12 protein-coding genes and 1 riboswitch are annotated in these 14,713 nt (G+C 63.2%); of the genes, 8 read left to right on the top strand and 4 right to left on the bottom strand.

Annotation, left to right across the window (positions count from 1 at the left end):
* Nucleotides 1-7 precede the first annotated feature (7 nt).
* The 4 genes from ACIGGE_RS00620 to ACIGGE_RS00605 all read right to left on the bottom strand — a co-directional run bounded on the left by ACIGGE_RS00620 (nt 8) and on the right by ACIGGE_RS00605 (nt 5,655).
* Nucleotides 8-2,017 carry a TonB-dependent receptor family protein gene (locus tag ACIGGE_RS00620; RefSeq protein WP_397489906.1) on the bottom strand — a complete coding sequence of 670 codons (2,010 nt, stop codon included), beginning with the start codon at nt 2,015-2,017 and terminating at the stop codon, nt 8-10.
* Between the two features lie 65 nt (nt 2,018-2,082).
* On the bottom strand, nt 2,083-2,496 hold the full coding sequence (locus ACIGGE_RS00615; RefSeq protein ID WP_103022365.1) for a DUF2946 family protein: 414 nt from the start codon (nt 2,494-2,496) through the stop codon (nt 2,083-2,085).
* Nucleotides 2,497-2,554: 58 nt separating this feature from the next.
* On the bottom strand, nt 2,555-3,532 hold the full coding sequence (gene moaA / locus ACIGGE_RS00610; protein WP_397489104.1) for a GTP 3',8-cyclase MoaA: 978 nt from the start codon (nt 3,530-3,532) through the stop codon (nt 2,555-2,557).
* Between the two features lie 89 nt (nt 3,533-3,621).
* A complete protein-coding gene (locus ACIGGE_RS00605; protein WP_397489103.1) occupies nt 3,622-5,655 on the bottom strand; it encodes a glycoside hydrolase family 3 C-terminal domain-containing protein in 2,034 nt (677 codons plus the stop codon).
* A 132-nt stretch (nt 5,656-5,787) separates the two neighbouring features.
* Between ACIGGE_RS00605 and ACIGGE_RS00600 the strand changes: the two genes are divergently transcribed.
* The 8 genes from ACIGGE_RS00600 to gcvH all read left to right on the top strand — a co-directional run bounded on the left by ACIGGE_RS00600 (nt 5,788) and on the right by gcvH (nt 14,646).
* On the top strand, nt 5,788-6,759 hold the full coding sequence (locus tag ACIGGE_RS00600; RefSeq protein ID WP_196846873.1) for a metalloregulator ArsR/SmtB family transcription factor: 972 nt from the start codon (nt 5,788-5,790) through the stop codon (nt 6,757-6,759).
* Nucleotides 6,760-6,776: 17 nt separating this feature from the next.
* Complete coding sequence (metF, locus tag ACIGGE_RS00595) at nt 6,777-7,676, top strand: methylenetetrahydrofolate reductase [NAD(P)H] (protein WP_173829945.1); 900 nt, start codon at nt 6,777-6,779, stop codon at nt 7,674-7,676.
* 2 nt (nt 7,677-7,678) lie between these two features.
* Nucleotides 7,679-8,719: a homocysteine S-methyltransferase family protein gene (locus ACIGGE_RS00590; protein ID WP_397489102.1), complete on the top strand. Its 1,041-nt coding sequence runs from the start codon at nt 7,679-7,681 to the stop codon at nt 8,717-8,719.
* Nucleotides 8,716-9,252 (top strand): GNAT family N-acetyltransferase, encoded by a 537-nt coding sequence (locus tag ACIGGE_RS00585; RefSeq protein ID WP_397489101.1) that lies wholly within the window; start codon nt 8,716-8,718, stop codon nt 9,250-9,252. The genes ACIGGE_RS00590 and ACIGGE_RS00585 overlap by 4 nt, the downstream gene beginning before the upstream one ends.
* Nucleotides 9,249-11,852 carry a methionine synthase gene (metH, locus tag ACIGGE_RS00580; protein ID WP_397489100.1) on the top strand — a complete coding sequence of 868 codons (2,604 nt, stop codon included), beginning with the start codon at nt 9,249-9,251 and terminating at the stop codon, nt 11,850-11,852. The genes ACIGGE_RS00585 and metH overlap by 4 nt, the downstream gene beginning before the upstream one ends.
* Nucleotides 11,828-12,769: a sulfite exporter TauE/SafE family protein gene (locus ACIGGE_RS00575; protein WP_397489099.1), complete on the top strand. Its 942-nt coding sequence runs from the start codon at nt 11,828-11,830 to the stop codon at nt 12,767-12,769. The genes metH and ACIGGE_RS00575 overlap by 25 nt, the downstream gene beginning before the upstream one ends.
* 74 nt (nt 12,770-12,843) lie before the next feature.
* Nucleotides 12,844-12,940: riboswitch (glycine riboswitch) on the top strand.
* A gap of 134 nt (nt 12,941-13,074) precedes the next feature.
* Nucleotides 13,075-14,271, top strand: a complete 1,197-nt coding sequence (gcvT, locus tag ACIGGE_RS00570) for a glycine cleavage system aminomethyltransferase GcvT (protein ID WP_397489905.1) — start codon at nt 13,075-13,077, stop codon at nt 14,269-14,271.
* Between the two features lie 3 nt (nt 14,272-14,274).
* Complete coding sequence (gene gcvH, locus ACIGGE_RS00565; RefSeq protein WP_222828286.1) at nt 14,275-14,646, top strand: glycine cleavage system protein GcvH; 372 nt, start codon at nt 14,275-14,277, stop codon at nt 14,644-14,646.
* The last annotated feature ends 67 nt before the right edge of the window (nt 14,647-14,713 follow it).

Genomic DNA, 14,713 nt, shown 5'->3' with positions numbered 1-14,713 from the left:
TCTCCCCCTAGAACCGTGCGCGTACGCCGCCGAAGACGGCGCGGCGTTCCACGGGATAGAAGACGACGGATGCCGGTGTAGCCGTTATGGCCGCACTGATATCGCCGACGGCTTTCTCGTTAAGCAGATTTCGGGCGTCGAGGAAAAGGTCGACCCCATCGGTCACCGTTGCTCCGGCAGATAGACCGACCAGCGCATAGCCATCGGTTCTCAACGAGTTGGTGTAGTCCACCCATGCACCTTGCGGCACCCACTCCACATTGGGCGCAACATGTACTCTGTCGGTTCCGAGACGCAGTTCTGCACGATAGACATGGCGCGGTACCACCGGCAGCCGATTATCGTCGTATTGTGCATCATCCTTGAAGCGGAAGTCGCTGTACTGGTACACCTGCCGCAGTTTGGCCCATTCCCCCAGATCGATGGAGAGCGCCGCCTCGATGCCCTGGTGGAGGGTTTCGTCGGCGTTGAAGGTCGATGCAGGGATATCGGGGCCGACATTGAATTGCAGCAACTCGCCGCGAATGTCCGCGCGATAGGCGGCCACATCCCATTCGGCGATCCCCGCACGCCCCCGAGTTCCGACTTCGAAGCTCCACGCCCTCTGTGGGTCGAGATGCACGAAGCTTGCCACCTGCGCCAGTTCGATGAAACCGGGAAATTCCACCGAACGGCTGTAATTGGCGAACAGCTGGATGCCGTCGGCCGGTTCGTACAGCACGCCAAACTTGGGTGAAAACGCGTTGAAGTCTGCCGAGCCGGTGACATCGGTGGCCCCGCCGGCAAAGCTGTCGAACAGAAGATGTTGTTCGCGCTGGCCATCGGCATAGATACCGCCCGCAATGAGCTGGAGTCGGTCGACTGGACGGAAGCGGAATTCGCCATAGATGTTGGCGGTCCGCGCTTCCTGCTTGGCTTCGAAAGTCTTTGCTCCGCGTTCGCCGTCGATATTGACGAAGCGTCTTGAATCGACGTCGCCGAAACGCGCCTCCCCGCCGAGCGTCAGTTCGAATGGACCGGCAGCATAATCGAACCGTGCATAGGCTCCGCGATCTACGGATTTCTGGTCCACGACCTGAAAGATCGGGTGTTGGAGCGACTTGGCATTGATAAACACACCGGCGTCGAGCTGGCCATCGGCGAAACTGAACCGGGTGCGGTTTTGCAGTCGTAGAGAGTCGATGTCACGCGCCTGATCGTTGACGAAATTGCCGGTTTTCGGCGCCGTCAGTGCGGTCGGCAGGTCGAGCGCGCCGGGAAGTTCCTGATCGATGCGGTTGATGCTGGCATAGGTGCGGTTCTCTACGCCATCGGCGATCTGCAATCCGACATTGCCGTGAAAGCGCAGGCTTTCGCGATGGGCATGGTCCCGGTCGCCATTGGAATGATCGTAGCTGACAGCGGCCCACATATCGCCAGCGCCGCTCGCTGCGCCGTATGAGGCCAGACCGCGCCAGGTGTTGAAGCTACCGGCGTCGGCGCGCAGGTACATGCCACTGGCCGTCATGCCGGTGGGTGTCACACCATTGATCGCTCCTCCAAGCGTGCCTGACCCAAAGCGCAACGCGTTGGCGCCACGATATACTTCGAGATAGTCGAAGAAAATCGGCTCCAGTTCCTGGAAGTCGCCATTGTCATCTGCGAGATTGATCGGAACGCCATCCTGCAGCAGTGTGATGCCGCGCATGTGATAACCGCGCGAAAGACCCGAGCCCCGGATCGAGATGCGAACCTCTTGGCCGTAACGTGGCTGGAGATAGACGCCGGGCGAGAAGGCAAGCGCATCGCGCAGGCTCACCAGCGACTTGTCGGCATAGTCTTCATGCGTGACGACATCGGTGCCACCCGGCGTGGCATCGGCGCGCCGCTTGGCTTCGCTCGACGTATGCTGACCGGTCACGATGATCGTACGGTCCGACTCGCCAGCGGCATCGCTTTCGGATGTCTCGGCATAAGCGGGAGCGGCCACGGCGAAGGTTGCCGCCCCAAGGACGAAAATAGAAGATTTCACGGTAATTCCCCTGCTGCGCGGTGCGGCTCGGCGCACGCATTCCCGCGCAATTGATCTGAAAGTTTACGGGTTCAGATCGACGCCGGTGGTCCGCGCAAGGGCGGGCGGAGGTAGGGAATGGGCGCAACGGGCAGGCGTCCAAGCGGTGCCAGACCCAGCAGAATGATCGCTGCCAGCGCAATCGCGAGCAGTACGGGCGGTATGCCGCCGAGCAAGGGCTGGGCGAGGGAGGAAAACGCGCAATGCGTATCTTTCGCGTCCGGTGAATGCCGGCTTTCGTCCGCATCGGTCTTCATGGGTATGGCAATGGTGGCGAGGCTGCGCTCGCCGGTACCGCCATGGCAGATGGAAACCTCGACCAGCTTTTCGGTCGAAGGCGCGATCATGTACCCGGCAGGGATCGCAGCCCGGACGCAGAACGCCAGAACCAGCAGCAGCATCAAGAGATAGCGGTGGTCTTCAACCAGGCCGCGAACGCGTTTCATGGCGGCCCCATATGCAATCGAAGGTCCGTTGTCAGCACCTATCGCGCAGCGCGTTTTCTCAGCCGCCCGTGGCGCTCATATGGCGTGCCAGGGCAGGTTCGGCGCGGTCTATGTCGAAGTCGTGACGGAGCGGTTTGCCGGCCAGCAGACGATCGAGGGCATCGTCCAGCGTGCCGGGACCTTCTGCGCGCAGGATTTCGCGCAGTTCGACCTTCTGATCGTGGCCGAGGCATCCGTAAACCGTGCCGGTGGCGGCGATCCGGATGCGGTTGCAGCCCGAGCAGAAATTGTCGCTCAGCGGGGTGATGAAACCGATACGGGTGCCGGTTTCGGCAACGTCGAAATAGCGAGCCGGACCGCCGGTGCGGTGGATGGATGGGGAAAGGGTAAACCGTTGTTGCAGCAGCTTACGCACTTCGGTCAGATCGAGATGGGTCGACTTGCGGTCGACGGAGACGTCACCGAGCGGCATGGCTTCGATCATCGCAAGATCGAAGCCGCGTTCACCGCACCATGCGAGCAGGGCTGGCAGTTCGCCGTCGTTCACGCCGCGCATCGCGACCGTGTTGATGCGCACGGCGAGGCCGGCGCTGCGCGCGGCGTCGATGCCGCGCATGACCTTGTCGAATTCGTCGCGCCGGGTCAGCTCTGCAAAGCGTGCCGGATCGAGCGTGTCGAGGCTGACGTTGATCCGGCGGATACCGGCGGCTGCCAGATCGTCGGCCAGTTCGGGCAGCAGCGTTCCATTGGTCGTCAGTGTGACTTCGTCCAGCCCGTGCTCGCGCAGATTCGTGAGGCGGGAGACGAGATCGACGATGCCCTTGCGGACGAGGGGTTCGCCGCCGGTGAGGCGGATACGCTTTACGCCGCGGCCGACGAGGTGGAGGGCGAGGCGTTCGATTTCGTCGAAAGTGAGCAGATCCCGGCGCGGCATGAACTGCATGTCCTCGGCCATGCAATAGGTGCAGCGCAGGTTGCAGCGGTCCGTCACCGAGAGGCGGACGTAGTTGATCCGGCGTCCAAATGCATCGTGCATGGCGACGCCCCTACACGGTGCAGGGCCATCCCGAAACGGAAATAGTGGACCCTACACCAGAAATCACATGTCAATCATACGTTTGATTGTCAGGCCGAACGACGCATTCGCCCGAACAGTGCAGGGAAAGGCTCCAGCGAGCGCGCCTTGCCCATCGCTTCGGCAACCGTCGGCGGAATGGAGATTTCCGCCGCATGCGCCTGTCCTTCGCTGAGACCGACGGCGATCACGTAACTGCCGGGATCGATGACAAACCGGCCATTGCGTTCGAACCGGCCGAGCTGGTTGCCGCCCAGTTCGAAAAGCAGGCGACGATTTTCGCCGGGCAGCAGCGATATCTGCTGGAAGTCTGCCAGTTCCGAGGGACCGCGGTCCCGCGATGCAGGTCGCTTGAGATAGACCTGCACGGTTTCCTGCCCTTCGCTGTCCCCTGTGTTGTAGAGGACGGTGCTGGCGATGAGGCGATCATGGCTCAGTTCGATGCTGTAATCTTCCAGCTCGAATTGCGAGAAGCCCAGACCGTGCCCGAAGGGAAGGCCAATCCGGCCCTTGTCGATGAGGGCGACGGGCAGGCGTCCGCGCGGGGCGAACGCCCCGGTCAGAACCAGAGCGATGGCGTGGCCCGACGCGCTGCCCAGCTGGCCTGCATGCAGGACGCAGGGCAGCTTGTGCCCACTCACATCGGGATCGAGCGGGCGCGAACCGAGCGCGACCAGCACGAGGTTTTTGTTGGCGGCGTGCAGTGCATCGAGAAGGGCCTGAGCCGCTTCGCCGAGGCTGTCGGTTTCGCCGAGCGCCATGATGACCGTCTCCGATCGGCGCGCCGCTTCGCTGGCCATGCCGATGGCCATCCGGTCGGCATTGACCAGCTTGCCCGATTGCGAGCGTTCCCCTTCATCGCGAAGAGCGAGGCCCGGAACATATTTATAGCGCAGACCGAGGCCATCGAGGCCGTCGAGAAGGCTTGCCCCGTCCGCCATCGCATCGCCCATGGAAAGGGAGCGCTCAGCGGCCGCCGTACCCACCACGAGGATTTCGTGCGGCCCTGCATCAAGCGGGAGAACCGCCGGTTCATTGCGCAGCAGCACGATCGAATGCAGCGCTGCATCGAGCGCGACGGCGCGCGGGTCGAGCGGCGCGGGAGCCGGCATTGGCGGGCTGCGATCCGCGCGGCCATGCGAGCGGAACAGGCCGAGATCGTATTTTGCCCCGAGCACCCGGCGAACCGCGTCGTCGACCTGCAACTGCGTGATGCGACCGGCCCGGAAGGCGGCCATCACCGCATCGACCGAGAGGCCGATATAGGGGCCGCGCCGATCGTCCTGACCGGCCGCGCGGGCGATGGCGGCCCATTCGGAAAGGTCGATGCCTTCATACCCGCCCGGCCCGCCGATGGAGAAGGCAGGATCGTCCGCGCCCGCAATATCGAGCGCGTACTGAGTTGCCGGGTCGAGCGCGACGCTGGCAGGGGTCGAGATGCCCAGAATGCCTGCAACGAGGCGGAATTTATCGATTATGGCGTCGGGCATGCGGCGATCGGTCCAGGACGGATCGTCCACCCGCAGGCAAGCCAGCGAGCCCCCGCTTTCATCATCGTCGTTTTCCAGCCCGCGCACGGTGGCCGCAGCAAGAGTGCGCGCCAGAAATTCCGATGCGCCCCAGGTAGCGGCGCCATTGCGGTCGGCCGACAGATGGCTGAGCACGACATCGGGGCCGAGCAGCCAGTTCTTGCCCGTTTCACGCGCTTCGTCGGCGACGACCGCGGCTGCGCGTTCGACGATGTCGGGCGACCAGCTTGCGGCCAGAGCAAAGGGACTGGGCATGACGACGGCGTCCCCTCGGCTCACCTCGTCAGCAAAGAGCAGCGGAATGCCGAGCCGGGTTTCTTCGACCGCAATACGCCGGAAGGTGGCACTTTCGACCTGCGACGCGCTGCCAATCAGGCCGCCGAGATGACCACGCTTCAACTGATCGCGGATGTGCCGGATGTCCTGCGGATCGTCGGAAGTGGGCAGCGGGCGCAGCACCAGCTGACCGATCTTTTCCTCCATCGACATGATGTCGAGCAGGTCTTCGACGAAGCGTTCGCGCTTTGCGCCATGGTCGGTTGGGCGGAGTGCCATAGCCAACCGGTTTCGGCTCTAATGGTAAATATCAGGTTTGGATTTGAGATTTCGTCGCTCGCCCGGCTCATTTCGGCGACTGGCCATGGAAGCGATTTACAGATATAAAAATATCTTTATATCCATTTCATCATGCGGACCGAGACCATCTTCAGGGCCCTTGCCGATCCCACGCGCCTGCGGATCATGCGCCTGCTGGGTTCGATGGAACTTGCGGTGGGCGAGGTGGCCCAGGTGCTGGGACAAAGCCAGCCGCGCGTTTCGCGCCATATCGGGATATTGTGCGACGCCGGTCTGGCAGAGCGTCGCCGCGAAGGCAGCTGGGTATTCCTGCGCGCCTGCGCCAATACGAACGATGCCCCGCCGCTGAGCACGGCAATTGCCGACCTGCTGGTGAAAGCGGAAGCCAGCGATTCGCAGTTCGCCGAGGAATGCGAACTGGACCGGCGGCGGCTTGCCGAAATTCGCGAGCACCGCGAAAACGAGGCGCAGGCCTATTTTTCCGATCACGCCCATGACTGGGACGAATTGCGCCGGATGCATTCATCGGACGAAGCGGTCGAAAAAGCGCTGACCCTTGCGCTGGGCGACATGCCGATGGGGCGCCTGCTGGATATCGGGACGGGTACGGGCCGCATGGCGGAACTGTTTGCGGAACGGGCAGAGCGGATCGTAGCGCTCGACAAGAGCCTGGCCATGCTGCGGGTGGCGCGGGCCAAGCTGCATCATTTCCCGACCGAGCGCGTGGAACTGGTTCAGGGCGATTTCGGATCGCTTCCCTTTCCGGCGGCCAGTTTCGACACGGTGCTGTTCCATCAGGTGCTGCATTTTGCGCAGGCACCCGGCACCGTCCTGATGGAAGCCGCGCGCGTTACCCGACCCGAAGGCCGCATCGCGATCGTCGATTTCGCCGCACACCAGCGCGAGGAACTGCGCGACAGGCATGCCCATGCGCGCCTCGGCTTCGAAGACGGGCAGATGCGTACCCTGCTGCATGAAGCGGATTTCGAACCGGCCGATCCGATTGCCCTGGAAGACGGCGAACTCGTGGTGAAAATCTGGATTGCGCAGCGGCGCACCCAAAGCAGGAAGGCAGCAGTGTGAGCCCGACCCTTGACCAGATGCGCGAGGCACAGCGCGCATTGGAAGCCCCGCTTTTTTCCGGCCTGCCCGGCGATATCGAGGTGAGCTTCGAATTCTTCCCGCCAAAGAGCGACAAGATGGGCGAGACCCTGTGGCAGAGCGTGGAAACGCTTGCGCCGCTGGGCCCGCGTTTTGCCAGCGTTACCTATGGCGCAGGCGGATCGACGCGCGAGCGCACGCACCAGCAGGTGGTGCGGATCCAGAACGAGGCCGGCATTCCGGCCGCCGCGCACCTGACCTGTGTCGAGGCGACGCGAGAGCAGGTGGACGACGTTGCCCGCCATTACTGGGAAGAAGGCATTCGCCACATCGTGGCCCTGCGCGGCGATCCGCCCGACGGACAATCGCGTTATTCGGCGCATCCCGGCGGTTATGCCAATGCCGCCGAACTGATCGCGGGCCTGAAGAAAGTGGCCGATTTCGAAATTTCGGTCGCGGCCTATCCCGAAGTCCACCCGGATTCGTCCGACCGGAAGGCCGATCTCGACAATCTGAAGGCGAAATTCGATGCCGGTGCGACGCGGGCCATCACGCAGTTCTTTTTCGAGCCGGAATGTTTCTTCGATTTCCGCGATCAGGCGGCAGCGGCCGGCATCAAGGGCGAGATCGTGCCGGGCATCATGCCGGTGATGAGCTTTGCCGCCGTGCAGCGCATGTCGGGTCTGTGCGGCACCGCCATCCCGCACTGGATGGAAGGCCTGTTCGAAGGCCTCGACGAACGTCCGGAGGCGCGCCAGCTTGTGAGCGCAACGATCGCTGCCGAGATGTGCCGCCGCCTTTATGCAGGCGGGGTGCGCCAGTTCCATTTCTACACCTTGAACCGCGCCGAGCTGAGCTATGCGATCTGCCACATGCTCGGCCTGCGTCCGAAGGCCTGACCATGACCAAACGCGAAGAATTCGAAGCCGCTGCCAAGCAGTTCATCCTGATCAAGGACGGGCCCTACGGTACGGCGATCCAGCGCGCGAAACTGGCGCCGGAGGACTATGCAGGCGATACCGGGCTGGCGGACGACCAGAAGGGCAATAACGATCTGGTCAACCTGACCCAGCCGCAGGTGATACGCACGATCTGCGACAGTTATATCGATGCCGGCGCGCATATCCTGGCGACCAATACCTTCAACGCCAACCGCATCAGCCAGGCCGATTACGGTGCCGAGGGACTGGTGCGCGACATCAATATATCGGCAGCGCGGATCATCCGCGAAGCGATCGATGCGCGTAACGATGGCGTGCCGCGCTTCGTTGCCGGGGCGGTGGGGCCGACCAACAAGACGCTGTCGCTGTCGCCCGACGTGGAAGACCCGGGCTTCCGCGAGGTGACCTTCGACGAGATCGTGGACGTTTACCGCGAACAATGCGCCGCACTGGTCGAGGGCGGAGCCGATTTCATCCTGATCGAAACCGTGTTCGACACGCTGAACTGCAAGGCTGCGATCATGGCGGTGAAGCAGCTGGAGCGCGAACTGAACCGCGACATTCCGCTGATGATATCGCTGACGCTGACCGATCTTTCGGGCCGCAATCTGTCGGGCCATACGGTAGAGGCGTTCTGGTACACGGTGAGCCACGCCAAACCGCTGACCATCGGCCTCAATTGCAGTTTCGGCGCCGAACAGCTTCGCCCGCATGTACAATTGCTGTCGGACATCGCCGACAGCTGGCTGATGGCCTATCCCAATGCGGGCCTGCCCAACGATCTGGGCGAATATGACGAGATGCCTGAAACGACGGCGGCGCTGACCCGGGTCTGGGCCGAAAACGGGCGCATCAATGCGCTGGGCGGCTGCTGCGGATCGACGCCTGCGCATATCGCAGCGATGGCCAGGGCGGTCGAAGGGCTGGCCCCGCGCAAGCGCCCGAGCCGCAATCCCGAAATGCATCTGGCCGGGCTCGAGCCGTTCACGATCGCGGCATGACCGGGTTCGACGCCAGCAAGGTGGTCATCCGGGAGGCCGGGGCAGCGGACGCGGGCCGCCTGTCGCTGGTGGCCGATGCCACGTTCCTGGAAACCTTTGCCGGCATGATCAGCGGCGAGGCGCTGGTCGCGCATTGCGAACGGGCACATGCGCCGGATTATCTGCGCCAGCTGCTGGCGGCAGGGGCAAAGGCCTGGCTGGCCGAACTGGACGCGGCGCCGATCGGTTATGCGCTGGTCAACCGGCCCGAGCTGGACGCGGCGGAACCCGGCGACATCGAATTGAAGAAAATCTACCTGCTGTCGCGTTTCCACGGCAGCGGCATTGCCGGGCGGCTGTTCGAGGCCGCGCTGACCGGGGCTGCGGGCCATGACCGCCTGCTGCTGGGCGTGAAGCAGGACAACGAGCGGGCCATCGGTTTCTACAGGAAGCAGGGCTTCGAACAGATCGCCACGCGTCGTTTCGACGTTGGCGGAACCTTTTATGACGATGTCGTGCTGGCGCGCGCACTCGACCGGACTTTGAGATCATGAGCAACAAATCCACCGCCCGGTTCGTCAACATCGGCGAACGCACCAATGTGACCGGATCCGCCCGGTTCAAGAAACTGATCATGGCGGACGATTACGAAACCGCCGTCGAAGTCGCGCGCGAGCAGGTGGAAAACGGTGCGCAGGTGATCGACGTCAACATGGACGAAGGCCTGCTGGACGCCGAAAAGGCGATGACGACCTTCCTCAAGCTGATCGCCGCGGAACCCGATATCGCACGGGTCCCGGTGATGATCGACAGTTCCAAATGGAGCGTGATCGAGGCCGGACTGAAGTGCGTATCGGGCAAGCCGATCGTCAATTCCATCAGCATGAAGGAAGGCGAGGACGCGTTTCTGGACCATGCGCGCAAATGCATGGATTACGGGGCCGCAGTCGTCGTCATGGCGTTCGACGAGACGGGCCAGGCCGATACGAAGGAGCGCAAGGTCGAAATCTGCGCGCGGGCTTACGACCTGCTGACGGACATCGGCTATCCGCCCGAGGACATCATCTTCGACCCCAACATTTTCGCCGTGGCGACCGGGATCGAGGAGCATGACCGTTATGGCCTCGACTTCCTCGAGGCGGTGGCGGAAATCAAGGCGCGCTGCCCCCATGCGAAGACGAGCGGGGGCCTCTCCAATCTCAGCTTCAGTTTCCGGGGCAACGAGACCGTGCGCCGCGCGATGCATTCGGTGTTCCTCTATCATGCGATCCCCGCCGGGCTCGACATGGCGATCGTCAATGCCGGGCAGCTGGACGTTTACGACCAGATCGACCCGGTGCTGCGCGAGGCCTGCGAGGACGTGATCCTGATGCGCCGTTCCGATGCGACGGAACGGCTGATCGATCTGGCCGAAAGCTACAAGGGCAAGAGCGCGGCCGACGAAAAGGCAGCCGAGGAATGGCGCGGCTGGGAAGTGGGCCGCAGGCTGGAACATGCGCTGGTCAAGGGGATCGACGCGCATGTCGTCGCCGATACCGAAGAAGCGCGCCAGCAGTTCGCGCGGCCCATCGAGGTGATCGAAGGCCCGCTGATGGACGGCATGAACGTCGTCGGCGACCTCTTCGGCAGCGGCAAGATGTTCCTGCCGCAAGTGGTCAAATCGGCCCGCGTCATGAAGAAGGCGGTGGCGCATCTCATCCCCTTCATCGAGGCGGAAAAGGAAGCGGGCGCCCGCGCGAAGGGCAAGATCATCATGGCCACGGTCAAGGGCGACGTGCACGACATCGGCAAGAACATCGTCGGCGTGGTCCTGCAGTGCAACGGATATGAAGTGATCGACCTCGGCGTGATGGTGCCGTGGGCCAAGATCCTCGAAGCCGCGAACGAAAACGATGCGGACATGATCGGCCTGTCGGGCCTGATCACCCCCTCGCTCGACGAGATGGTGACTGTCGCGGAAGAGATGAAGGCGGCCAACATGACCATGCCGCTGCTGATCGGCGGGGCGACCACCAGCAAGGTGCACACCGCGCTGCGGATCGATCCGGCCTATCCCGGGCCGGTCATCCACGTTCTCGACGCCAGCCGCGCGGTGGGTGTGGCGAGCCGTCTGCTGTCGGATACGCAGTGCGAGGAATTCGTGTCGACCACCGCGGCGGACTATGCCCATGTGCGCGATACGCGGGCGGGCAAGGGGCAGAGCGAATTGCTCAGCCTGGAAGATGCGCGGGCGAATTTCTACGATGCCTATCTGTCGGACAAGGCCGCGCCGCCGCTGCAGCCGGGCACGCATGTGTTCGAGGAATGGGACCTTGCCGAACTGCGCGACTATTTCGACTGGACGCCCTTCTTCCGCGCCTGGGAACTGCACGGGACCTATCCCAAGATCCTCGACGACGACGTGGTCGGCGAAAGCGCGCGCAGCCTGAAGGCGGATGCCGATGCCATGCTGGAGCGGATCATTGCGGAAAAATGGCTCACCGCCCGCGGTGTCGCCGGCTTCTGGCCCTGCGCACGCGATGGCGACGATGTCACCATCCACGATCCCGATGGCGAAACGCACACGGTGCTGCCGTTCCTGCGCCAGCAGGTGAAGAAGAGCCGGGACAGGGCGAGCATGTGCCTGGCCGATTTCATCGACCCGGCGGGCGACTGGATGGGCGGTTTTGCGGTCGGCATCCACGGGATCGAGGAGCATTCGAAGCGCTTCCTTGCGGACAAGGACGATTATTCCGACATTCTGCTCAAAGCGCTGGCCGACCGGTTTGCCGAGGCGTTTGCCGAGAGGCTGCACCAGCATGTCCGTTCGGAACTGTGGGGGTATGCGCCGCAGGAGCAGTTGACCAACGAAGCGCTGATCAAGGAAAAATACCGCGGCATCCGCCCGGCGCCCGGCTATCCCGCCTGTCCCGACCACAGCCTCAAGCCGATGCTGTTCGACCTGCTCGATGCCGAAGCCAATACCGGGATCACGCTGACCGAGAATTTCGCCATGTATCCCACCGCGGCCGTGAGCGGGTTCTATTTTGCCCATCCCGAGGCGCAGTATTTCGGCGTGGCCCGCATCGGGCGCGATCAACTGGAAGACTATGCGCAGCGGCGCGGCGTCGATATGGCGACTGCCGAGCGATGGCTGCGACCCAATCTGGACTGACCGCGCTCCCCAGGGGGAGGCTGGTGCTGATCGGCGGGAGCATATTGCTCGCCGTCTGGCTGCTCCTGCTGTTGCTCGTTCCCTACGATGCCGACCTGCTGCGCAGGCTGTGGTTCCTGCCCGGCATCGGTGTGATCGGCGCAATCATCGCGAACACGTCGGGGACCGGCGGGGGCGTGGTCTTCGTGCCGGTGTTCAATGCGCTTCGCGAATGGTCGGTCATGGACCTGCAACCGCTGCAGGTCGTCGGCGTATCGATGGCCATCCAGAGCTTCGGCATGACCATGGGCGCTTTGCGCTGGACCGACCGGCTCTATCACCAGCCAGAACCCGCGCCGCTGCACGCACGGGTCGCCCCGCGCGATTTCTTTACCGTCGCACTGGCGGTTCTTGCCCTGTCGCTTCCCGCGATGCTGCTGACGCAAAGGCTGACGGCATTCGATCAGCATGCGGTGCTGATGGGTTACAAGGCGTTTTCCATCCTGCTCGGCCTGGCGCTGATCGCGTCTACATGGACGGTCAATCTCACGCGACCGGAACGCGGGACGCTGCGGCGCGGCGATCTTGTGGTGCTCATCCTGCTGGCCATTCCCGGCGGCATCCTGACGGCGCTGTTTTCGGTGGGGGTGGGGGAGATGGTCGCGCTCTATCTCTTCATCCGCCATTATCCCGTGCTGCTGTGCACCGGTGCCGCGTGCGTCATTTCGTCTGTCAGCGTGATCGCGGGCTCGGTCTGGCATATCGGCGCCGGCACGATCCAGTGGGAGGTCGTCCTGCTGGCGGGGCCGGCCGCTGCGGTCGGCGGGTTTTTCGCCCGTCCGATCGCCCTGTGGCTGGGTGCGCGCCGGCTCAAGACGCTGGACGGGGCATGGATCGTCGCATCGGCGGCATATTTGCTGTGGCTGAACCGTATTTGATGCAGCTGGGCGATTGACCGTTACCGCCGAATATCGCAGTGCAGCAGGCGTCGGCTGCAGAGGCGATTCTGCGGCAGGCGCGTACGGGAGAGTTCGGGTGGCGGCGTCCATCCGGCGCCGAAGGAGCAACCGCCCCGGAAACTCTCAGGCTAAACGGACCGTGCGCACCATCGACACTCTGGAAAGCGTCTCCGCTCCAGCGGGGGCCACCGAAGGGGTAAGCGCACCCATTAGTGCGTCAGTCTCTCAGGTTTCCCGACAGAGGGGGCATGGGTTTTCTTAGCGCACCTTTGCGGGGCGCACCCATGCTTTGCGAAGGACGGGACTTGAGCGACGATACTGACGATACCATTGCCGAAACCGAAACGCTGCCGCTGGATGCATGGCATCGCCGCAAGGGCGCGCGCATGGTGCCGTTTGCCGGCTATTACATGCCGATCCAGTTCGACGGGATCGTGTCCGAACATAACTGGACCCGCAGCCAGGCAGGCCTGTTCGACGTGAGCCACATGGGCCAGATCATGGTCACCGGCGGAAAGGCGGCCGAAGAGCTGGAAAAGCTCCTCCCCGGAGCGATTGCGTCGCTGAAGCCGGGCAAAGTGCGCTATTCGCTGCTGCTGGACGAGGATGGCGGCATACTCGACGATCTGATGGTCACCAATGCCACGCCCTGGATCGAAGGTGATGTGGATGCAGGCGACGAAGGTCACTGGGGCGAGCCTGCCTATTATCTCGTCGTCAACGGTGCGACCAAGTGGGAAGACATCGGCCACCTGCGCGAGTTCATCGACGACGATGTCACGCTCACCCATATGGACGAGCATGCGCTTATCGCGCTGCAGGGCCCCAGTGCCGCAACCGCGCTGAACCGCGTCATGCGCAATGTCATCGACGATATGGTCTTCATGGAAAGCGTGACGCACGAGTTCGGCGAATGGCCGCTGCGCATCACGCGTTCCGGCTATACCGGCGAGGACGGGTTCGAAATTTCCGTCCCGGCAGAATTCGCGGAAAGCCTGGCCGATCGCCTGTGCGCGGAAATCGAAGTGCGGCCCATCGGCCTTGGCGCACGCGACAGCCTGCGGCTCGAAGCAGGTCTTCCGCTATATGGCCACGACATTACGACCGATACCGACCCGGTGTCTGCCGACCTCGGTTTCGCGCTGACCAAGAAACGCCGCGAGCAAGGCGGCTGGATGGGGCACGAAAAGGTCATGCAGGTGCTGGAAAACGGCCCTGCGCAAAAGCGTGTCGGCCTTGCCATCGACGGGCGCATGCCAGCCCGTGAAGGCGCGCCGATCTATTCGGGCGAAACACAAGTCGGCCGGATCACTTCGGGCGGTTTTTCGCCCACGCTCGAGCGGCCCATCGCCATGGGATACGTCGACACCGCACTCACCTCCGAGGGAACCGAACTCGAAGTCGAGGTTCGTAACAAGAGATTGCCAGCGAAGGTCACCAAGCTGCCCTTCGTCCCCCACCGCTATCACAGAGGAAACTGACCGATGGCCCGTTACTTCACCGATGAACATGAATGGATCGATGTCGAGGGCGAAACCGCCACTGTCGGCATCACGGATTACGCACAAGGCCAGCTGGGCGATATCGTCTTCGTCGAATTGCCGGATGTCGGCACCGTGATCGACAAGGGCAAGGATGCCGCCGTAGTCGAAAGCGTCAAGGCCGCCAGCGACGTCTACGCCCCCATCAGTGGCGAGGTCATGGAAACCAATGCCGCGCTCGAAGACGATCCGGCGCTGGTGAACACCTCGCCCGAAGAAGATGGCTGGTTCTTCAAGATGACCATTGGCGACAAATCGCAATTCGACGGTCTGATGGACGAGGCCGCCTACAAGAGCTTCTGCGACGGATTGTAACCGCCCTCCCGGCGCGAGCCGGGATCGCCCGGCTGCCACGCCGGACATAGCTGCACGAGATCCCAGG

This window comes from Qipengyuania sp. NPDC077410 (genome assembly GCF_044543405.1).
GTDB classification, from domain to species: Bacteria; Pseudomonadota; Alphaproteobacteria; order Sphingomonadales; family Sphingomonadaceae; genus Qipengyuania; species Qipengyuania pacifica.
Note: the sequence above shows the minus strand (reverse complement) of the source record. Positions and strands in the feature narration are given on the sequence as shown.